Annotated in this window: 17 protein-coding genes; 14 read left to right on the top strand and 3 right to left on the bottom strand. The window is 37.4% G+C overall.

Annotated features, from left to right (window positions below; all coding sequences use genetic code 11):
* Positions 1–248: 248 nt before the first annotated feature.
* The 11 genes from nrdA (at position 249) to A1D26_RS07215 (ending at position 11,404) form a co-directional block, all read left to right on the top strand.
* On the top strand, positions 249–2,516 hold the full coding sequence (gene nrdA, locus A1D26_RS07265) for a class 1a ribonucleoside-diphosphate reductase subunit alpha (RefSeq protein WP_157403381.1): 2,268 nt from the start codon (positions 249–251) through the stop codon (positions 2,514–2,516).
* 67 nt (positions 2,517–2,583) lie between these two features.
* Entirely contained in the window at positions 2,584–3,714 is a 1,131-nt protein-coding gene (gene nrdB / locus A1D26_RS07260; RefSeq protein WP_157403380.1) for a class Ia ribonucleoside-diphosphate reductase subunit beta, read from the top strand.
* A gap of 152 nt (positions 3,715–3,866) precedes the next feature.
* Positions 3,867–4,643, top strand: a complete 777-nt coding sequence (yaaA, locus tag A1D26_RS07255) for a peroxide stress protein YaaA (protein ID WP_157403379.1) — start codon at positions 3,867–3,869, stop codon at positions 4,641–4,643.
* Positions 4,640–5,170 (top strand): ABC transporter ATPase, encoded by a 531-nt coding sequence (locus A1D26_RS07250; RefSeq protein ID WP_157403378.1) that lies wholly within the window; start codon positions 4,640–4,642, stop codon positions 5,168–5,170. Before yaaA ends, A1D26_RS07250 begins: the two co-directional genes overlap by 4 nt.
* Before the next feature lie 3 nt (positions 5,171–5,173).
* Positions 5,174–6,073 (top strand): cation diffusion facilitator family transporter, encoded by a 900-nt coding sequence (locus A1D26_RS07245; protein WP_157403377.1) that lies wholly within the window; start codon positions 5,174–5,176, stop codon positions 6,071–6,073.
* An 8-nt stretch (positions 6,074–6,081) separates the two neighbouring features.
* The gene (locus tag A1D26_RS07240) at positions 6,082–6,846 is read left to right on the top strand and encodes a Zn-ribbon-containing protein (RefSeq protein ID WP_157403376.1); all 765 of its coding nucleotides are present in this window, start codon (positions 6,082–6,084) and stop codon (positions 6,844–6,846) included.
* A gap of 94 nt (positions 6,847–6,940) precedes the next feature.
* The gene (locus tag A1D26_RS07235; protein WP_157403375.1) at positions 6,941–8,275 is read left to right on the top strand and encodes an L-cystine transporter; all 1,335 of its coding nucleotides are present in this window, start codon (positions 6,941–6,943) and stop codon (positions 8,273–8,275) included.
* 129 nt (positions 8,276–8,404) lie between these two features.
* Positions 8,405–8,767 (top strand): diacylglycerol kinase, encoded by a 363-nt coding sequence (locus A1D26_RS07230; RefSeq protein ID WP_157403374.1) that lies wholly within the window; start codon positions 8,405–8,407, stop codon positions 8,765–8,767.
* Between the two features lie 62 nt (positions 8,768–8,829).
* Positions 8,830–10,473 (top strand): bifunctional UDP-sugar hydrolase/5'-nucleotidase UshA, encoded by a 1,644-nt coding sequence (gene ushA / locus A1D26_RS07225; protein WP_157403373.1) that lies wholly within the window; start codon positions 8,830–8,832, stop codon positions 10,471–10,473.
* A 100-nt stretch (positions 10,474–10,573) separates the two neighbouring features.
* Positions 10,574–11,062 (top strand): dihydrofolate reductase, encoded by a 489-nt coding sequence (locus A1D26_RS07220; RefSeq protein WP_157403372.1) that lies wholly within the window; start codon positions 10,574–10,576, stop codon positions 11,060–11,062.
* Positions 11,063–11,254: 192 nt separating this feature from the next.
* Entirely contained in the window at positions 11,255–11,404 is a 150-nt protein-coding gene (locus tag A1D26_RS07215; RefSeq protein ID WP_157403371.1) for a hypothetical protein, read from the top strand.
* A 125-nt stretch (positions 11,405–11,529) separates the two neighbouring features.
* Here A1D26_RS07215 and fbpC read toward each other — a convergent pair whose 3' ends face one another.
* From fbpC to A1D26_RS07200, 3 genes are all read right to left on the bottom strand, one after another.
* On the bottom strand, positions 11,530–12,582 hold the full coding sequence (gene fbpC, locus A1D26_RS07210) for a ferric ABC transporter ATP-binding protein (protein ID WP_157403370.1): 1,053 nt from the start codon (positions 12,580–12,582) through the stop codon (positions 11,530–11,532).
* A 10-nt stretch (positions 12,583–12,592) separates the two neighbouring features.
* The gene (locus A1D26_RS07205) at positions 12,593–14,626 is read right to left on the bottom strand and encodes an ABC transporter permease (protein WP_157403369.1); all 2,034 of its coding nucleotides are present in this window, start codon (positions 14,624–14,626) and stop codon (positions 12,593–12,595) included.
* Positions 14,627–14,723: 97 nt separating this feature from the next.
* Positions 14,724–15,758 carry an ABC transporter substrate-binding protein gene (locus tag A1D26_RS07200; protein WP_157403368.1) on the bottom strand — a complete coding sequence of 345 codons (1,035 nt, stop codon included), beginning with the start codon at positions 15,756–15,758 and terminating at the stop codon, positions 14,724–14,726.
* Between the two features lie 194 nt (positions 15,759–15,952).
* Between A1D26_RS07200 and fdhE the strand changes: the two genes are divergently transcribed.
* From fdhE to lysS, 3 genes are all read left to right on the top strand, one after another.
* On the top strand, positions 15,953–16,873 hold the full coding sequence (gene fdhE / locus A1D26_RS07195; RefSeq protein ID WP_157403367.1) for a formate dehydrogenase accessory protein FdhE: 921 nt from the start codon (positions 15,953–15,955) through the stop codon (positions 16,871–16,873).
* A gap of 188 nt (positions 16,874–17,061) precedes the next feature.
* Positions 17,062–19,494: a DNA topoisomerase (ATP-hydrolyzing) subunit B gene (gene gyrB, locus A1D26_RS07190; protein ID WP_157403366.1), complete on the top strand. Its 2,433-nt coding sequence runs from the start codon at positions 17,062–17,064 to the stop codon at positions 19,492–19,494.
* A gap of 151 nt (positions 19,495–19,645) precedes the next feature.
* The gene (gene lysS, locus A1D26_RS07185; RefSeq protein ID WP_157403365.1) at positions 19,646–21,148 is read left to right on the top strand and encodes a lysine--tRNA ligase; all 1,503 of its coding nucleotides are present in this window, start codon (positions 19,646–19,648) and stop codon (positions 21,146–21,148) included.
* Positions 21,149–21,216 lie beyond the last annotated feature (68 nt).

The raw sequence follows: 21,216 nt of genomic DNA, 5'->3' as shown, positions 1-21,216 counted from the left end.
ATATATTTTCGCTACCCGACATTTTCGTTTTTCGAGCAAAGGCAGGAATTTTTCCTGCCTTTTTCTTTTTTCTTTTCAAAAATACTTATGATTGAATAGGTTATCTAATGTCAATTAAATTGACAAAATATTCCGTTTGAAATTTTTATTAAATAACATTATCTTGTGCTCCGTTACTTAGAGGAATACTATATATGGTGCCTGATGAGTGACCAATGTTAATTTATAATCTACATAGGAGACATCAGATGACTGAAGCGCTTATGGTTACTAAACGTGATGGGCGTTTAGAACCGATCGATTTAGATAAGATTCACCGCGTTATTACTTGGGCGGCGGAAGGGTTAGAAAATGTATCTGTTTCACAGGTTGAACTGCGATCCCATATTCAATTTTATGAGGGGATTAAAACATCAGATATTCATGAAACTATTATAAAAGCTGCCGCCGATCTGATTTCTCAAGATACTCCAGATTATCAATACTTAGCTGCTCGTTTAGCGATATTCCATCTGCGTAAAAAAGCCTATTCTAGATTTGAGCCTCCACATTTATATGAACAAGTCAAAAAAATGGTACGATGTGGAAAATATGATGCAAGTTTACTAACAGAATATAGTCGTGAAGAATTAGATAAAATCGATACTTTTATTGATCATGGTCGAGATCTCAATTTTTCTTATGCTGCGGTCAATCAGCTACAAGGAAAATATCTGATACAAAATCGAGTATCTGGCGAGATTTACGAGAGCCCACAATTTCTCTATGTGTTAATTGCAGCCTGCTTATTTAGTGCTTACCCTAAAGAAACTCGCTTAGATTATATTCGTCGATTTTATGATGCAATTTCAACATTCAAAATTTCATTGCCTACGCCTATTATGGCAGGGGTTCGCACGCCAACTAGACAATTTAGCTCTTGTGTGTTGATTGAGTGTGGCGATAGTTTAAATTCTATCAATGCAACAACATCTGCGATTGTTAAATATGTCTCACAACGAGCAGGTATTGGAATTAACGCTGGTGCTATTCGTGCATTGGGAAGCCCTATTCGCAATGGTGAAGCATTTCATACTGGTTGTATTCCATTTTATAAATTATTCCAAGCGGCTGTAAAATCTTGCTCTCAAGGGGGAGTTCGAGGCGGTGCGGCAACTGTTTTCTATCCTATTTGGCATTTGGAAGTGGAAAGCCTATTAGTATTGAAAAACAACCGTGGGGTAGAGGATAATCGTGTTCGCCATATGGACTATGGAGTTCAATTAAACAGGCTGATGTACCAGCGTTTAATTAAGGGTGAAAATATCACCTTATTCAGCCCATCTGATGTGCCTAATTTATACGAAACCTTTTTTTCCGATCAAAAAGCATTTGAAGAGTTATATGTTCGATATGAAAAAGATGAGAGTATCCGTAAGAAGACAATCAAAGCTACCGAACTCTTTTCTTTACTGATGCAAGAACGAGCGTCAACAGGGCGTATTTATATTCAAAATGTCGATCACTGTAATACTCATTCTCCTTTTATTGCAAGTGTTGCGCCAATTAGACAATCTAATCTATGTCTAGAAATCGCCCTACCAACTAAACCACTTAATGATGATAATGTTGATGAAGGTGAAATTGCACTCTGTACCTTATCTGCATTTAATTTGGGTGCTTTAGAGAATTTAGATGAATTAGAAGAACTGGCAGATTTAGCGGTAAGAGCATTAGACGCTTTACTGGATTATCAAGATTATCCGTTAAAAGAAGCGGAAGTAAACTCAACCAAGAGACGCTCGTTGGGTATCGGGGTCATTAACTTTGCTTATTATTTAGCGAAAAATGGTGTGAAATATTCAGATAGCAGTGCGAATAATTTGACTCATCGCACTTTTGAAGCTATTCAATACTATTTATTAAAGGCGTCAAATAAGTTAGCGAAAGAGCAAGGTGCTTGTGAATATTTTAACCAAACGACTTATTCGCAAGGTATTTTACCTATTGATACCTATAAATCAGATATAGATGTTCTTACTACAGAGCCATTACATTATGATTGGGAGCAATTAAGATCTGATATTCAGCAATATGGCTTACGAAATTCTACACTGACTGCATTGATGCCATCTGAAACTTCATCTCAGATTTCTAATGCAACTAATGGTATTGAGCCACCACGAGGATACGTCAGTATTAAAGCATCAAAAGATGGTATTTTGCGTCAAGTTGTTCCAGAATATGAAAAATTCCGCAACCAATACGAGTTATTATGGGATATACCTAATAATGAAGGCTATTTACAATTAGTCGGAATAATGCAGAAGTTTGTTGATCAGGCGATCTCAACGAATACGAATTATGACCCTAGCCGTTTCCCTGATGGAAAAGTCCCAATGAAAATCCTGCTTAATGATTTGTTGATTGCCTATAAATATGGTTTGAAGACGCTTTATTACCAAAATACTCGAGATGGCGCAGACGATACGCAAGAGGACATCACAAATTGCGAGAGCGGTGCTTGCCGTATTTAGATATAAGCGGGCAGATTTTTCTCATTTTTTGCAAGGCAGTTAAGATAGAAGTAACAAGGATCAGATTATGGCATATACCACTTTTTCCCAGCATAAGAATAATCAACTTGAAGAGCCGATGTTTTTTGGACAAAACGTCAATGTCGCACGTTATGATCAGCAAAAATATGAAATTTTTGAAAAACTCATCGAAAAGCAACTTTCTTTTTTCTGGAGACCAGAAGAGATTGATGTTTCTCAAGATCGTATTGACTATCAAGGTTTACCCGAACACGAGAAGCATATTTTTATCAGTAATTTAAAATATCAAACATTGCTAGACTCTATTCAAGGGCGTGGGCCAAATGCGGTATTGTTGCCTATTTGTTCAATTCCAGAACTTGAAACGTGGATTGAAACTTGGTCTTTTAGTGAAACTATTCACTCCCGTTCCTATACTCATATCATCCGAAATATCGTCAATGACCCTTCGATTATTTTCGATGATATTGTTGAGAATGAAGAGATCCAAAAAAGAGCAAGGGATATCTCAACCTACTATGACCAACTTATTTTAGATGCTCAACTCTACCAAATTTTTGGTGAAGGGGAGTTTGATGTAGAAGGTCAAAAAAGACAAGTGACGCTATATGAACTGAAACGAAAATTATATCTTTGTATGCAGTCTATCAATGCGTTAGAAGCAATACGTTTTTATGTTTCTTTTGCTTGTTCATTTGCGTTTGCAGAACGAAAATTGATGGAAGGTAACGCAAAAATCATTAAGTTTATTGCACGAGATGAAGCACTACATTTAACTGGAACCCAGCACATACTGAATTTAATGGCGTATGGTAAAGATGACGATGATTTTACGCAAATCGCAAAAGAGTGTCGCGAACAATCTTTCCAGCTATTTATGGACGTAGTGCAACAAGAAAAAGATTGGGCAAAATATCTTTTTAAAGATGGCTCAATGATGGGATTGAATGAAGCTATTCTTTGTCAATATGTGGAATATATTGCCAATGTTCGAATGAATGCGATCGGCTTAGGCACGCCATTTCCAACGAAGAGCAATCCAATTCCTTGGATCAATGCTTGGCTAGTATCTGATAATGTACAGGTTGCACCGCAAGAAGTCGAAGTTAGCTCTTATCTTGTTGGGCAAATTGATGCAAATATCAATGTGGACGATTTTGATGATTTTAAATTATAAAAAATAGAGAAAAATTAAGATTATAAAATAGGCTATTAAGCGGTCGGATATTCACCACTTTTTGCAAGTACTCCTTGTAAAATAACGTCGAAATCTTACCGCTTATCTTTTTTCTGCTATAATTCGTCATTTTTAGAACAACGGAAAATCCTATGCTTGCCATCATTTCCCCTGCCAAAACGCTTGATTTTGACACCCAAATTGAACAATTTACATTTTCTCAACCAGAACTTACCGCTTATAGCCAACAGCTTATTGATATTTGTAAGCAACTTACTCCTGCTGATGTTGGCTCACTTATGTCAATTAGCGATAAGCTTGCTAGTTTGAATGTCGCACGTTTTGCCGAATGGCAGCTTGAACATACTCACAGTAATGCAAAAGCAGCGTTATTTGCATTTAAAGGTGATGTTTATACAGGCTTAGAAGCAGAAACCCTGACCAAAGCAGAAGTTGAGTATGCTCAAATCCATTTAAGAATGTTATCAGGCTTATATGGCTTACTTAAACCTTTAGATTTAATGCAACCTTACCGTTTAGAAATGGGGACAAAACTAGCCAATCCGAAAGGTAAAGATCTCTATCATTTTTGGGGAGAGATTATCACTAATCATTTACAACGAGCGATTGATGAGCAAGGCGATAATGTGCTTATCAACCTTGCCTCTGATGAATATTTTGGCGCTGTACAGCCTAAAAAATTACAAGCGAGAATTGTTAAGCCTGTTTTTTTAGACGAAAAGAATGGCAAATATAAAGTCATCAGTTTCTATGCGAAGAAAGCAAGGGGAATGATGGTACGTTATTTATTACAAACGCAAGCTACCCAAGTAGAAGAGCTTAAAGATTTTAATTTAGGTGGATATTGGTTTGATGAAACGCTTTCATCTGAAAATGAATTAGTCTTTAAGCGAGAGGAAATTAAGTGAAAACCTATTTAAAAATAGCAGTGTTAGCACTTTCTCTTTCTGCTTGTAGCTTACCGAATAAGCGCTTTTCATTACCTGAGCGCGTAATGTTCAAAGGGGTTGAATATCAGCAGGTAACCCATAATCAGCTTGATGAAATGCAACAATCGCTGTATTTGCCAGTAAATTCAAGCAAGAACCCAGATGATTGGCAAAAAGGCTTTCTTTTCTTTTTAGATAAAAATTCGCAACAAAGAACGCTACAACAACGTTTAGCATTACGCGAGAAAAGTTTTGCAAATCAAGCAAATACACAAGCGAATCTAGCTATTACGCAAGATGAGCTACGCACAGAAGTGATTTATCCTCCAACGGAACGTTTCCAAAATCAGCAACTTGAAGTTTCTCGTGGGCGAGATTCTCAATGTGGTTTTAGCCAAATGCAATTTTCAGACAAGCGGGCTGTTTCGGCTAAAAATTTGCAAGCAGACCTGGCAGAATTAGCCATAGCATTTTCAAAATTACCTTGGTTAGTGGAATGTAAATAGACAATGGAACAACAGTACGCACAACAGGTAAAACGAGCGGCGATGCTAGCGATAGTCGTTGCCTCAATTTTAATCTTAATCAAAGCATTTGCGTGGTGGAAAACAGGATCGATGGCGATCTTGGCAGCGATGACCGATTCTCTTGTCGATTTATTTGCCTCAATTACGAATATTTTAGTATTACGCTTTGCGTTACAACCTGCAGATGATAATCATACCTTTGGACATGGTAAAGCGGAATCTCTTGCCGCTCTTGTTCAAAGTGCATTTATTACCGGCTCTGCTGCATTTCTGCTGCTACAAGGAATTCAACGTTTAACCGAGCCACAGTTTGTACAAAGTAGCGAATTAGGCGTAGTGATCAGTTTAATTTCAATCGCATTAACGGCAATGCTTGTGCTGTATCAACGTAAAGTCGTGAAAGAGACAGGTAGTCCTGCTATTCAGGCAGATTCATTGCATTATCAAACCGATCTTTATATGAATGCGGCAATTTTCTTTTCTATGTTATTGAATATAAACGGTTTTATCTATGCAGATGCGATTTTTGCAATAGGGATTGCATTATATATTTTGTATAACGCAGGTGTGATGTTATGGGAAGCTATGCAATCACTACTTGATCAAGCTCTGCCACAGGAAGAAGTTGATCGTGTTTGGACTATCGCTTTGGAACATCCACGCATTATTAGTATTCACGATGTGAAAACTCGCCGAGCGGGTGCTGTTCGTTTTATTCAATTACACTTGGAGCTTGATGATAATTTACCGCTGTTGATTGCTCACGAAATCACTGATGGCTTAGAGCAAAAATTACTGAATGCTTTCCCAATGTCAGAAGTGATTATTCATCAAGAACCAACGACGATTGTGCAAAAAGAACGCCAAATGACCGCAGAATAAGGTGAAATATGTACCAAGTTATCGCCCATTTTAGTTACCAAAATTTTGAGCAAGATCCTGTTACGTTAATTAGCCAAGTATTAAATCAATGGCGTTTTAATGGTCAAGTGATTGGAAGAGAAATGGGGGTAACACATCATCAACTCGATACTCATTCTGAATTTCAAGTGCGACTTGCTACACCAGAACAAGAGAGTTTAATGCCTAAATGGAATAATCAATGGGTAAAAGAGGCGTTATTACAAGCGGAGGAAGCGGGTGTTTTCTTTGAATTTTTTGAAATAGTAGGACGAGACTATAATGCAGAAGAAACCAGTACACAGAAACCTTCTTTTCAGATCCTGTACACTACACATTTAGATACCTGTTCACCCATTTACAATGGCGACGATTTCTGTCCAATTCCGCTTTATCAGTTCGGGGACACTGATTTAAGCGAAAAAGTGATAAAGTGGCAAGAAGATTGGCAAGCCTGTGATCAGTTACAAATGAATGGCTCTGCGTTAGAACAAATCAGTTTAGAGCAGATTTCCTCTTTAGAAAGTGAACTAAGCCAGCAGGGTAGAGCATTATGCAGCGAATTAGAGAAGCATACCCAAACACCAACTTATTATTATCTTTACCGTTTAGGGCAAGATGAAGAATTAGAACATAACCGCCTTTGTCCGAGTTGCCAACAATCTTGGAAACTTTCTCAACCTTTACACAGTATCTTTTACTTTAAATGCGATAACTGCCGATTGGTGTCGAATTTGAGTTGGGAGTTGCAATAGATATATATCTTTTGGTTATAATTCATAATTAAGATATTCTGGATCTCATATAAGGTAAGTTTTATGCTTACCTTTATTTTTTACAGGAGAGATTATGAGTATTTTAAATCTGGCGTTATTTGCTGTTTTATTATTGGTACTTTTTAGTATTTATAGTAAAACTCAAAAATTGGGATTAACCGTATTTATTGCCCTATTACTAGGGCTTGCAAGCGGTGCGTTATTGCAAATTTTTTACGAAAAGCCAACTATAGATACTACTTTAGATTGGGTAAATTTAGTTGGAGGTGGGTATGTACGTTTATTACAAATGATCGTAATGCCATTAGTCTTCATCTCTATTTTATCGGCAATTACACGTTTAAATCAGGCTAAATCATTAGGAAAAATTAGTTTTAGCGTCTTGAGTGTCTTATTAGTGACCACTGCAATTTCAGCAACAATTGGAATTGCATTAGTTTATCTTTTTGATTTATCTGCGGAAGGATTAGTCGCAGGAGAGAGAGAATTAGCGGCACAAGCTAGAGTAGATGGGAGAGTTGGTCAAGTAAGTAATTTAAGTGTGCCAGCGATGCTTGTCTCATTTATTCCTCGTAATCCATTTGCGGAGCTCACTGGTGCAAATCCAACATCCATTATTAGTACAGTTATTTTTTCCGCTTTTTTAGGTGTTGCCGCACTCAGTTTAGCCAAAGAAGATCAAAACTTAGGTGAACGTATTGCACAAGGGATTGAAACTCTAAATAAATTAGTGATGCGTTTAGTGCGTTTTGTGATCCGTTTAACACCTTATGGCGTGTTTGCATTAATGATTAAAATGGGGGCAACTTCACAATGGGCTGATATCGTAAAATTAGGTAACTTTATTGTTGCTTCGTATATTGCGATTATCTTAATGTTTATCGTACACGCGATTTTGTTATTTTTTGTGAAAATCAATCCGCTTGAGTATTATAAAAAAGTAATGCCAACTTTAAGCTTTGCGTTTAGTTCACGTTCAAGTGCAGCAACTTTGCCATTAAATATCGAAACACAAACTAACAAACTGAATAATAACCATACCATTGCAAATTTTTCAGCGACTTTTGGTGCTACGATCGGGCAAAATGGTTGTGCAGGGATTTATCCTGCTATGTTAGCAGCAATGGTTGCACCAACAGTTGGCATTGATCCATTTAGTCTACAATATATTTTGACCTTAATTCTTGTAGTAACAATTTCATCTTTTGGTATTGCTGGTGTAGGTGGTGGAGCAACATTTGCTGCTATTGTAGTATTATCAAGTTTAGATTTACCATTGGCGTTAGTAGGGTTGTTAATTTCAGTTGAACCTCTCATAGATATGGGAAGAACCGCTTTAAATGTTAATGGCTCAATGATTGCTGGAACCATCAGTAATAAATGTTTAAATAAACCTAATGCCATTTAAACAAGAAAGTTGCTAACTTGTTGATTTGTTTTACTCACTTAATCAAAAAATAAATCAGGTTATTTCCGTAAGTTACGGTTTTCAGGTAGAATAGTAAAAGATTTTGATTATTCATTTACTAGAGAATTTATGAAACCTGAAAACAAAGCGGACTTTCAACGCATTATTAGAGCAACAGGCTACTCAATGAAAGGCTTAAAAAGTGCCTATATCAATGAAGCTGCATTTCGTCAAGAAGTGTGGCTTTCTTTATTGCTCATTCCATTAGGATTTATTTTAGGCGATGGAGTTATCGAAAAAATTCTACTGGTTTGTTCAGTATTATTGGTTCTAGCAATGGAATTATTGAATAGTGCTGTTGAAGCTGTTGTTGATCGTATCGGTTCTGAATACCACGAATTATCGGGCAGAGCGAAAGATATTGGCTCTGCGGCTGTTTTTATGACTATGGTTATGTTTGGCGTAACTTGGATTTTGATTCTATTTTTTTAATACGGATAAGCGGTTAGATTTTTATCATTTTTTACATACTCCACACAAAATCAGAGGAATTTATGAAGTTTACTAAAACGCTACTTTCTGTTGCACTACTAAGTGCAACAACTGCAATGGCATACGAAGCGGATAAGACTTATCGCTTTACTGTCATACATCTCAACGATACTCATGGTCACTTCTGGAAAAATGACAAAGGCGAATATGGCTTCGCAGCCCAAAAAACACTGATTGATAATATACGTAAAGAAGTTGAAGCAAAAGGCGAGTCAGTTTTATTACTACACGCTGGAGACTTTAATACGGGCGTTCCTGAATCTGATATGCAAAATGCAAAACCAGATATTGAAGGAATGAATATGATTGGTTATGACGTTGCAGTACTAGGTAACCACGAGTTCGACTTCCCACTTCAAATTTTAGATATGCAAGAAAAATGGGCAAAATTCCCGCTTATTTCTGCAAACGTAATCAATAAAAAAACCAATAAACCACTAGTCAAACCTTATGTTACGCTTGATAAAAATGGTCTAAAAGTAGCAGTAGTTGGCTTAACAACGGAAGATACAGGTAAATTAGGTAACCCTGATGTCACAGAAAACGTGATTTTTAATGATCCAATTGAAACTGCAAAGACAACACTAGCAGAGATCAACAAAACAGAAAAACCAGATGTGCGTATTGCCTTAACACATATGGGTTATTATTTTAACGAACAGCATGGTTCCAATGCGCCTGGTGATGTAAGTTTGGCTCGCCGTTTGGATAAAGGCGCTTTTGATTTAATTATTGGTGGACATACTCACGATACGGTATGTATCGATGAAAAAGGCGAGTTCAAATTAAAATATACGCCAGGCGAAGCGTGTAAACCTGATTTCCAAAATGGTACTTGGATTGTTCAAGCTGGAGAATGGGGTAAATTTGTTGGGCGTGCCGATTTTGAATTTAAAAATGGCGAAACTAAATTAGTTAAATATGAACTGATTCCTGTGAATTTGAAACAAAAAATCAAATTAGAAGATGGAAAATCAGAATATAAACTTTATCAGGCAGAAATTGCTGAAGACCAAACTGTATTTGAACACCTTAAAAAATATCAAGATGAAGGCGATAGATTACTTGGTGTAAAAGTTGGCGAAGTAAAAGGTAAATTTGAAGGTGATCGTAAAATTATTCGTTTCCACCAAACTAACTTAGGTCGTTTAATTGCACAATCTCAAATGGAACGTGTGAAAGCTGATATCGGCATTATGAACTCTGGCGGTATTCGTACTTCCATTAATCAAGGTGATGTAACGTATAAAGATCTCCTTACTGTTCAGCCGTTTGGTAATATGATTGCCACTGTAGATTTAACAGGACAAGAATTACTTGATTACTTGAATGTTGTTGCTCTTAAAGAGATTGATACAGGCGCTTATCCACAATTTGCAGGTATTTCAATGGTTGTTGATCGCACTGCAAAACAGGTATCAGATGTTAAAGTTGCAGGCAAACCACTGGATCTTAATAAGAAATATAAAGTGTCTTTACCTGATTACTGTGCAAGTGGTGGTGATGGTTACCCAGTAATGAAAAAACATCCAAGTTATGTGAATACAGGCTTTATTGATGCTGAAATGTTGAAAAAATATTTTGAAGAAAATAGCCCATTAGACGCATCAAAATTTGAACCAAAAGAAGATATTATTTTTAAATAATATCAGCATATCAATAAATTCATTTATTGTGGGGTGGGGTTATCCCCACCCTAAATATTTTGATATTAAAATAAATGGATAATTAAGGTTTATTATCATTATGGACATTAGTTTAATTGTTGCTCGTACCTTAAATAAAGTGATAGGTAAAGATAATGCAATGCCGTGGCATCTTCCTGTCGATTTAGCGTGGTTTAGGAAAAATACGGTTGGTAAATCTGTTATTATGGGACGAAAGACTTATGAGTCAATTGGACGTCTATTGCCTAAAAGACCGAATATTATTCTCTCTCGTTCAAATTTTAGTGTAGATGGAGCTTATTCTGCTACAAGCCTTGAGCAAGCGGTTGAATTAGCAAAAAGTTTTGCACCTGAACAAGAAATAATGATCATCGGTGGTGGAGAGCTGTTTAAACAAGCGATGCCATTGGCTAACAAACTCTATTTAACTGAAATCCAAGCTAATATTGAAGGGGATACTTTTTTTGAATTTGATGAGCAAGAATGGCAATTAGCAGAAGATAGTTGGTCTGAAATAGATGAACAGAATGTTTATCGTTGTCATTTTATGGTTCTGTCTCGTAAATAAAAGTCAATTTTATTAATAACATACATGCCTACTTATCAGCTTAATAGTATTACTCGATTTCATTCTACTTGAGGGTGACCCTATGTATGGATCTTTCTCTTAGTATTTTTCCAATAGTGTTACTTATTTACTTAATGTAAAACGTAATAATGCACTTCCTTCTTACGCGGCATTACCTTCTGTGGAAGACGAATGTTTCAGCGAATGGGAAGAGCCCGTCAAACAATTCCAGTACCAATACAAGAGTTGGTAAATAATCACCCTATGACAAGTTTAACTGCTCGTACCGAAACAGAGCTTTGTGATGAATTTATTAGTTTTGCTCGTGTAATATTTATTTAGTGATTGACGACCTATAAATCATTAAAGGGCGAAAGCCTTTTAGGGTAGCTAGTTAGAGAGTAAATAAGCGGTGAGTTATCTATAAAATATTGCAAATTTTTAGGGATAACTCACCGCTTATTATTTTATTCCCTATTCAATAGGAAAATTCCCTTATTATTTAGGTGAATATAATGCTCGCTCTGTTGCTCTTGATAGTGTTCAGGATTGAGATTGATTAAAATCTCTTTCCCTTGCCATTGTGCAATGATTTCCCAATAAGATCCCATATAAATAGAGTGTTTGATTTCACAGCGTTGGTTCTCATCACCATAGGAAAGTAGCTGAATAGCTTCAGGACGAATTCCAACTAAACAATCCCCATTTGCGACATTAAAGCGTTCGGCATTTTGTAAAGTAAAACTAAAATTGCCAATATGAATGGCATCGTCTTGTCGTTTACCTTCTAGAATAGTCGATTCTCCCATAAAATTCGCCAAAAAGAGTGAATTGGGTTGTAAGTAAAGCATTTTTGCCGAATCTTTCTGTTTAATGACTCCTTTATCCATTACGATGACTTCATCAGAAACAGCAAAGGCTTCTGTCTGATCGTGAGTAACATAAAGTGATGTAATGTTTAGGCGTTGTTGTAATTCTCGAATTTTTTCACGCATAGAACGGCGTAAATTAGCATCAAGATTACTTAATGGCTCATCAAAAAGTAACACTTTAGGCTTGAGAATTAACGCACGAGCCAGAGCAACACGTTGCTGTTGCCCACCAGAGATTTGATCGACATAGCGATCTTCAAAACCTGCTAAATCGACTAATTCTAAGGCTTCTTTAACTCGCTGTTGGCGTTCTTCTTTTGGTACACCTTGCATTTTTAAACCATAGCCGACATTATCGCCAATCGACATATGCGGAAAGAGAGCATAAGATTGGAATACAATACAGATATCGCGTTGTTGAATTGAGTTGTGGGTAACATCTTCGCCATCAATAAAAATTTGCCCTGATGTTGGGTTTTCTAAACCTGCAACCAAACGTAGAACGGTGGTTTTGCCACAGCCAGAAGGCCCGAGCAATGTAACCATCGTGCCTTTTTTAATCGTGAGGTTAAGGTTATTGATTACCGTTGCTTTACCAAAAGATTTGGTGACATTTTTGAGTACTAAAAAATCGTTTTGTTGTTCCATTTTTCTATCCTTAATTCATTTTTTTCGCTTTTGAACGAGCAATGCGAGTATCGCCAACAATCCAGTCAAATAAGAAAATAATTGCCATCATTACCACAATTAAGATCGAGCCATAAGCAATCGCCACGCCATATTCACCATCTTCTACACGATTTAAAATATAAGAGGTTGCGACACGAGTATCCGCAGTAACAAGGAAAACGATCGCACTCACTGTTGTCATTGCTCTCACAAAGCTGGTGACTAATGCAGAAAGCAATGCTGGTTTGAGGAGCGGTAACACAATAAAGAAGATAGTTTTAAATGAGCCTGCTTTGAGAGAGAGTGAAGCTTCATCTAGGGATTTATCTAGCTGTCCTAATCCTGCAATCGCAGCCCTCATTCCCACTGGCATATTACGCATTACCATTGAAAGTACGATGATCATTCCAGTACCAGTTAAGTAAATTGGAGCATCATTAAAGGCAAGAATATAAGAGACCCCAGCCACAGTACCAGGTACGGCAAAACAGAGTAGCGTTAAAAACTCAAGGGTTTTCTTACCCTTAAATTCTCGGCGAACGGTAATATAAGCAATCAATAAACCGAATAATGCAGTAATTGGGGCGGCACTTGCAGCAAATATCACTGTTTGAATGAGAGATGGCCAAGCTCCATCACTAAATCCTTGTCCAAACAGATTGATGTAGTTGTTAAGCGTAAGTGTGTAATCTACTCCCCAATTCACTGTAAAGCTACCGTAAAAAATACTACCGTATAGCACAACATTAAAGAGTACCCAAAATGCTAAACTGCAAATAATCACCGCTTTCATACCGCTTGGGAGTTCTTGAACATCGCCTCGATAGGATTTACCCGATACGGTAACGTAAGAACGGTTGCCAATCCACAAGTATTGAATAACAAAAATTGCTAATGAAAATACCAATAAGATAGTCCCTAAGGTACTGGCGGAAGCGTAGTCAAGTTGCGAACCTGCAATATAGAAATAAATTTGTGTCGCAATAACATCAAAACTACCGCCAAGGACTAATGGCGTACTGAAATCTGCAAGAGATTGAATCACAACCACTAAAAAAGAGTTGGCTAATGCGGGTTTTAAAAGGGGGAAAATAATATGTGCAAAGGCTTGGTAACGATTCGAGCGTAATGTATAAGCCGCTTCTTCTACTGACGGATGAATAGACTTTAATGCGCCTTCTAAAATCATAAATGACATTGGCGTTAACGCGAGCGTATGAGCAATCACAATCCCTGTAAAACCGTACAGCCAGTTGTTGCTAAAGCCTAAATAATCTACCAGAAATTCAGTGACATAACCTGAACGCCCAAGCATCAATGTAACGCCTAATCCAACAACAAATGGGGGTGTTACAATCGGTAAGATCGAAAAGATTTTACCGATAAAAGCGGTGCGTTGGGCAATGCGAGTAGTATAAAGTGCAAAAGCTAAACCAAAAAGTGTAGAAAGAATCCCGACAGTTGCCGCCACACTGAGAGAGTTGGTCACGACTCGTAGCACATAAGGTTGTTGTAAAATCGTCAGTACTTGGCTTGGAATAAATTCATCACCGTCATAGAACATTGAAATAAAAATCGCAATGGTTGGATAAACGATAAAGAAAAAAATCAACAAAATAATGCTAAGTAAGGCAGCAATAATAAAACGATCACCTTGCATTATTTTTAAGTTGGCAAGTGCGTTTGTACTCAGTGCCAAGATCGCAACAATCAAAAATAAGGTGGAATAGCCTAAGCTAATTTTAGCGATAATCGCAGATACAAAGACAAAAATAAAAAGTGATCCCAAAAGAAGTAATTCAATTTTACTGCGTTGAACACTTTGTTTAAATGGTACTAAAAATGCCAATAAAGGTAAAAACCACGCCCAAGTGAGATTGAGATTTGTCCAGCCCATTGCAGCCAGAATTTCATCTTGAGTGGAATCGAATAGACCGTAATCTAGTGCTTTAGAGGGTAGGCAAATAAAGCCTATCAGCGAAAGAATGACCCAAAAGATCGGTCGAGTAAAAAAATGTTGCATAACACCTCACAAAAATCATTTTTGTACAACAGGCTTTCTATTTAGAAGATACCTTCCCTTATGCAAGGGAAGGCTAAAAAAGAAAAGAGAAAAGAAATTATTTGGCTAATTTTACTTGATTAACCCATTTTTCAATTAAGCGTTTACGCTCATCGGAAGAACCGTATTTTTCGAAATCATAGTCAATCAATTTTAATTCTTTCGGGTTAAGTGAATAAGGTGAAGCTTCTGCAGTTGTGTTGGTTAGCACTTGGAATGAGTCCCCTTTTTGCCAAGAAAGCTCTTGCGCTTCTTTTGACAATGCCCAATCAACAAAGAATTTGGCGTTATCCACGTTTCTTGCACCTTTTAAGATACTCACACCACCTAATTCATAGCCAGTACCTTCGCTTGGCACGATAAGCTCTAATGGTGCACCATTTTTCTTCTCTACCGAATAGTCGTGTAAGAACCCAATACCGATAGCGGTTTCACCTCTTGCCGCGTTGCGAGAAGGGGTAATACCCGATTTGGTATATTGAGAAATGTTTTTATGTAATTTTTTGAAATAATCGAAGGCTTTTTCTTCACCCCAAAGTTGTACAAAAGTGGCAATCGCCGTATAGGCTGTGCCAGAACTTTGTGGGTCAGCAATTTGGATTTCTCCGGCTAAACGGGGATCAAGTAGATCTTCCCAAGAACTTGGTGCTTTTTCTAAACCAAGTTTTTTAATACGATCAGTATTTACTCCAAACCCAAGAATACCCATATAAATTGCCGAAGTATAATTACCTTTTACTTTGGCAGGGTCTCTAAATTTTTCAATGATTTGTTCTAAGTTAGGCGATTGATAAGCTTGAAGTAGCCCCATTTCGCCTGCTTGAGATTGCGGATCGAATGTTCCACCATACCATACATCTGCTTGTGGATTATTTTTTTCTGCTTCGACTTTTGCTAAGGTGCTACCAGAACCGTTACGAATAAAAGAGACTTTAACATCGTGTTTCTTTGCAAAGGCTTGGGTTTCTTGTTCGCACATTAAGTTTGTTGCACTACAATAAACAACGAGGCGACCTTCAGCATTGACAGTTGAAGATAGGGTTGCACCGAATAAAAGTGCAGATAAAGTCAGTGTTAGGGTTTTCAATTTCATCTGATAATCCTGTTGATTGAAAAAATTACTTTCACTATACCTAACTTATTGACAATAAACTGTGAGATATTTCACATTTATGAAAAATAATCAGTAAGCGGCAAGATATGTAAAAAGATTTACCAATCTAACCGCTTTATTGCTTCTCGGCTTTTGGGTAGAATAACAAGCTATTTTATTTAAAGAGAGTCGTTATGAGTATCCGAATTCTTCCTGACACAGAAATTAAGCAAGCCGCTAGTTCTTTTCATAGCCCAGCGTTACTTTTTGCAAATCCTAAAAATTTATATCAACGCAGAGCAAAAAGATTACGTCAGCTAGCGGAAGATAACCCTTTTGGTGATTATTTATTATTTGTGGCAAACATTGTTGATGCTCAATTATCCTTACTTGAGCATTTGCCGATTGCTAATATTTCGCAAGAATTGACCGCTTCTTTAGCTCAAAATCAATCTCAGAAAGCTTTAAACGCTAAGTTTTTTAAACGTTCAGCGGAATGGCAGCATATTCTCCTTGCTTTAATTGAGATTTTAAAACCACAAACGGAAGGTGCTATTCAAGCAACGTTAGAATGGTTAGAAAAAGCATCTATCTCGGAATTGGATAACTTGGCCGATCATCTTCTTAATGAACGTTATGAAGAAGTTGGGGCTGATAAAGCCGTGTTTTTGTGGGCTGCATTGTCGCTCTATTGGGTTCAATTAGCACAACAGCTACCACGCAATGTACAAACAGAATACGGTGAAGCACGACACACTTGCCCAGTATGTGATTCTGCCCCTGTAGCGAGCGTGATTCATTTTGGGGATACTCAAGGGTTACGTTATTTACACTGCTCTTTATGCGAGAGTGAGTGGAATATGGTGAGAGTTAAATGCAGTAACTGTGAGCAAACAGGAAAATTAGAGTACTGGAGTTTAGATAGCGAGGAAGCAGCAGTAAAAGCGGAAAGTTGTGGCGATTGCGAAAGCTATCTCAAAGCTATGTATCAAGAGAAGGATCCGCATACAGAGCCTGTTGCAGATGACCTAGCGACACTCTTTTTGGATGCCGAAATGGAACAAAAAGGGTTAGCGAAAAGTGGTATCAATCCATTTCTATTCCAAGTGGAATAACATTCCCTAAATAAGCGGTGAGTTTACGGTAATTTTTTACAAATTGGGCGTAACTCACCTTATTTTGCAATTTAATCTTTAAAATTATTCCTTACTAATCATTTTCCCCAACTCCCTATTTTTCTGCTATAATCTCGCCTAATTTTCGGTATTTTACCGAGCCAGTTTTTAGATGAATGGGAATGAAAATGTCTGAAAAAAATCAATCAAATAGCTATGATTCTTCCAGTATTAAAGTGTTGCGTGGGCTTGATGCGGTGCGTAAACGTCCAGGGATGTATATTGGGGATACTGATGATGGTACAGGTTTACACCATATGGTGTTTGAGGTCGTGGATAATGCGATTGATGAAGCATTAGCAGGACATTGCCAAGATATCATCGTTACGATTCATTCAGATAATTCTGTTTCTGTTCAAGATGATGGGCGTGGTATCCCAGTCGGTATCCACCCAGAAGAGGGTGTATCTGCAGCAGAAGTAATTATGACCGTATTACACGCAGGTGGTAAATTTGATGATAACTCTTATAAAGTATCGGGCGGTTTACACGGTGTTGGGGTCTCCGTTGTAAATGCCCTTTCTTCAAAATTACAATTAACGATTCGCCGTGAAGGACACGTTCACGAGCAATTTTATAGCCTAGGCGAGCCTGATGCGCCACTATCTATTATTGGTGAAACCGAAAAAACAGGTACAACGGTTCGTTTTTGGCCAAGCTATGATATTTTCAAAAATAAAACAGATTTTGAATACGCTATCTTATCTAAGCGTTTACGCGAGCTCTCATTTTTAAACTCAGGCGTATCAATTAAGTTGATTGATGAACGAGATGATAAATTTGAGCATTTTCATTACGATGGCGGTATTAAAGCCTACGTTGAATATTTAAATGAAGGGAAAACGTCTATTCACCCAACGCCATTTTATCTTTCTACGGAAAAAGATGGTATTGGGGTTGAAATTTCAATGCAATGGAATGACAGCTTTAACGAAAATGTCTATTGCTTTACAAATAACATTCCACAACGGGATGGCGGTACGCATTTAGCAGGGTTTCGTGGCGCATTAACTCGAGCATTGAAAAACTATATGGATTCTAGCGGTAAATTGAAAAAAGCGGATGCCAATATTGATGCTTCAGGTGATGATGCTCGTGAAGGGCTGGTTGCGGTCATTTCGGTTAAAGTGCCTGATCCTAAATTCTCATCACAAACAAAAGATAAACTGGTTTCATCAGAAGTTCGCCCTGCCGTTGAAAGTTCAATGAATGAAGCGTTACAGGAATATCTCTTAGAGAATCCGAATGATGCACAAAATATTGTGACTAAAATCATTGATGCCGCAAGAGCGAGAGAAGCTGCCCGTAAAGCACGAGAAATGACTCGTCGTAAAGGTGCATTAGATTTAGGTGGTTTACCAGGTAAATTAGCGGATTGCCAAGAGAAAGATCCTGCATTGTCAGAACTTTACTTAGTAGAGGGTGATTCTGCTGGCGGTTCAGCAAAACAAGGGCGTGATCGAAAAAATCAAGCGATTCTACCGTTGAAAGGGAAAATCTTAAACGTAGAAAAAGCACGTTTTGACAAAATGCTCTCTTCTCAAGAAGTTGCGACCTTAATTACAGCACTTGGGGCAGGAATTGGACGTGATGAATATAATATTGAAAAGCTACGTTATCACAAAATCATTATTATGACCGATGCGGATGTCGATGGTGCACATATTCGTACATTATTATTAACGTTCTTCTACCGTCAAATGCCAGAATTGATTGAACGTGGTTATATTTATATTGCTCAACCGCCGCTGTATAAAGTGAAAAAAGGTAAGCAAGAAAAATATATTCAAGATAACGATGAGATGATGCAATACGAGCTTGCGATTTCATTAGATGGTGCATCATTATATGTAAGCGATACAGCACCAGCATTGAGTGGCTTAGCATTAGAAAATCTAATTTCAGAATATAATGGTGTGCAGAAACTTTTTGAACGCTTGGTTCGCCGTTATCCAATTGCTATTTTAAATGAACTCATTTATCAACCTGCGTTATCAAAAGAGTTGGTAAAAAATGAGGCAGAAGTCACCACTTGGAATAATCGTTTAGTTGAAAAATTAGTGTCTAAAGAAACTGGTGGAAGTAGCTATCAAGCAGAAGTCTTCTTTAACCAAGAACGTCATATTTATGAACCGCAAATTATTGTAACGACACACGGTATTGATACAACATATCGTTTTGATTTTAACTTCATTACAAGCAATGAATATGGACGTATTACCAAACTGGGTGAACAGCTTATCGGTTTGTTAGAGCCAACGGCGTATGTAATGCGTGGTGAGCGTAAACAAGCGATCAGCAGTTTCGCTGAAGCGATTGATTGGTTGGTAAAAGAATCTCGTAAAGGTTTAACGATTCAACGTTATAAAGGATTAGGCGAGATGAACCCAGAACAGTTATGGGAAACAACAATGGATCCTGTTGTGCGTAAAATGTTACAAGTTACGATTACCGATGCGATTGCTGCCGATAAATTATTTACGACCCTAATGGGCGATGAAGTTGAACCACGTCGTGATTTCATCGAAAGTAACGCACTTTATGCGAATTTGGATATTTAGTTTTTAATTCTCTATCAAGCCCCAGATATTTGGGGCTTTTTTGTAAAAAATCTTTACTATCTTACCGCTTACTTTCTACCAAAAAGTAATAAAATCCCTTATAATCTCTAGCTTTAAATGAACTGAATTCTTTTTAAATTAAGGTAATAAAATGTCTGAACAAGAAAACCAAGAACTTGATTTGAATGGCGAAATGTTAGCTCGCCGTGAGAAATTAACTCAATTACGTCAAAGAGGAAATCCATTCCCTAATACTTTCCGTCGTGAAGATTTAGCTCAGGATCTTCATCAAAAATATGATGATGTAGAGGGTGAAGAGTTAAAAGCCAAAGAAATTCAAGCGGTAGTTGCAGGGCGTATTATGCTACGTCGTGCAATGGGGAAAGCAACATTTATTACCATTCAGGATGTAAGCGATAAAATTCAACTATACGTAGCTCGTGATAATTTAGCGGAAGGAGAATATGAAAATACTATCTCAATGCTTGATTTAGGCGATATCGTGGGTGTTAAAGGGACATTATTTAAAACCAAAACAGGTGAATTAACAGTTCGTGCAACTGAATTTGAACTATTAACTAAGGCACTTCGTCCATTACCAGATAAACATAAAGGCTTAACAGATCAAGAAACACGTTATCGTCAGCGTTATTTAGATCTTATTGCGAATGAAGAATCTCGCCGTACTTTTGTTATCCGTTCAAAAGTGGTATCGGGTATTCGTCAATTCTTCCTTGAAAAAGGGTTTATTGAAGTTGAAACGCCAATGTTACAAGTTATCCCAGGCGGTGCAGCGGCTAAACCGTTTATTACACATCATAATGCGCTTGATGTAGATATGTATCTACGTATCGCACCAGAACTGTATTTAAAACGTTTAGTTGTGGGTGGGTTTGAGCGTGTATTTGAATTAAATCGTAACTTCCGTAATGAAGGTGTTTCTGTTCGTCATAACCCTGAATTTACAATGATCGAATACTATCAAGCCTATGCAGACTATCACGACTTAATGGATAACACAGAAGAATTATTACGCCGTTTAGCATTAGATATTTTAGGGACAACAGATGTGCCTTACGGTGAATATGTCTTTGACTTCGGTAAACCGTTTGAGCGTATCACAATGCATGATGCTATCGTGAAATATGGTAATGGTATTAGCTTGGAAGATTTACACGATTTTGATAAAGCCGTTGCGATTGCAAAAGGATTACATATCGAAATCCAAAAATCGTGGGGACTAGGTTCAGTTGTTAATGCTATTTTCGAAGAAGTGGCAGAACATCAACTGATTCAACCGACCTTCTTAATGGCTCACCCTGCAGAAATTTCTCCATTGGCACGCCGTAATGATGAGAACCCTGATGTTACTGATCGCTTTGAGCTTTTTATTGGCGGACGTGAAATTGGTAATGGTTTCTCAGAATTAAATGATGCTGAAGACCAAGCTGAACGTTTCCAAGCTCAAGTAGAAGCAAAAGAAGCAGGGGATGATGAGGCAATGTTCTACGATGATGACTTTGTGGTTGCATTAGAACACGGCTTACCACCAACAGCAGGTGAAGGTCTAGGTATTGACCGTTTAGCAATGATTTTTGCAAACGCACCATCTATTCGTGATGTGATTTTATTCCCAGCAATGCGTCAGAAGTAATTTTAATTTAGGTGTAATGGACAACGTTATCCATTACACCTTTACTTTTTTCCTTTAATACTAAATAA

It is taken from the genome of Ursidibacter maritimus, assembly GCF_009761395.1.
Taxonomy (GTDB): Bacteria; Pseudomonadota; Gammaproteobacteria; order Enterobacterales; family Pasteurellaceae; genus Ursidibacter; species Ursidibacter maritimus.
The sequence above is the reverse complement of the archived record's forward strand: the minus strand, read 5'-3'. Positions and strand labels throughout refer to the sequence as shown.

Excerpts from the sequence above, each read along its gene's own strand:
- fbpC (WP_157403370.1), bottom strand. The coding sequence starts at position 12,582 with ATGGAACAACAAAACGATTTTTTAGTACTCAAAAATGTCACCAAATCT.
- nrdA (WP_157403381.1), top strand. The coding sequence starts at position 249 with ATGACTGAAGCGCTTATGGTTACTAAACGTGATGGGCGTTTAGAACCG.
- nrdB (WP_157403380.1), top strand. The coding sequence starts at position 2,584 with ATGGCATATACCACTTTTTCCCAGCATAAGAATAATCAACTTGAAGAG.
- yaaA (WP_157403379.1), top strand. The coding sequence starts at position 3,867 with ATGCTTGCCATCATTTCCCCTGCCAAAACGCTTGATTTTGACACCCAA.
- A1D26_RS07205 (WP_157403369.1), bottom strand. The coding sequence starts at position 14,626 with ATGCAACATTTTTTTACTCGACCGATCTTTTGGGTCATTCTTTCGCTG.
- lysS (WP_157403365.1), top strand. The coding sequence starts at position 19,646 with ATGTCTGAACAAGAAAACCAAGAACTTGATTTGAATGGCGAAATGTTA.
- A1D26_RS07235 (WP_157403375.1), top strand. The coding sequence starts at position 6,941 with ATGAGTATTTTAAATCTGGCGTTATTTGCTGTTTTATTATTGGTACTT.
- fdhE (WP_157403367.1), top strand. The coding sequence starts at position 15,953 with ATGAGTATCCGAATTCTTCCTGACACAGAAATTAAGCAAGCCGCTAGT.
- A1D26_RS07240 (WP_157403376.1), top strand. The coding sequence starts at position 6,082 with ATGTACCAAGTTATCGCCCATTTTAGTTACCAAAATTTTGAGCAAGAT.
- gyrB (WP_157403366.1), top strand. The coding sequence starts at position 17,062 with ATGTCTGAAAAAAATCAATCAAATAGCTATGATTCTTCCAGTATTAAA.
- A1D26_RS07200 (WP_157403368.1), bottom strand. The coding sequence starts at position 15,758 with ATGAAATTGAAAACCCTAACACTGACTTTATCTGCACTTTTATTCGGT.
- A1D26_RS07245 (WP_157403377.1), top strand. The coding sequence starts at position 5,174 with ATGGAACAACAGTACGCACAACAGGTAAAACGAGCGGCGATGCTAGCG.
- ushA (WP_157403373.1), top strand. The coding sequence starts at position 8,830 with ATGAAGTTTACTAAAACGCTACTTTCTGTTGCACTACTAAGTGCAACA.
- A1D26_RS07215 (WP_157403371.1), top strand. The coding sequence starts at position 11,255 with ATGTTTCAGCGAATGGGAAGAGCCCGTCAAACAATTCCAGTACCAATA.
- A1D26_RS07230 (WP_157403374.1), top strand. The coding sequence starts at position 8,405 with ATGAAACCTGAAAACAAAGCGGACTTTCAACGCATTATTAGAGCAACA.
- A1D26_RS07220 (WP_157403372.1), top strand. The coding sequence starts at position 10,574 with ATGGACATTAGTTTAATTGTTGCTCGTACCTTAAATAAAGTGATAGGT.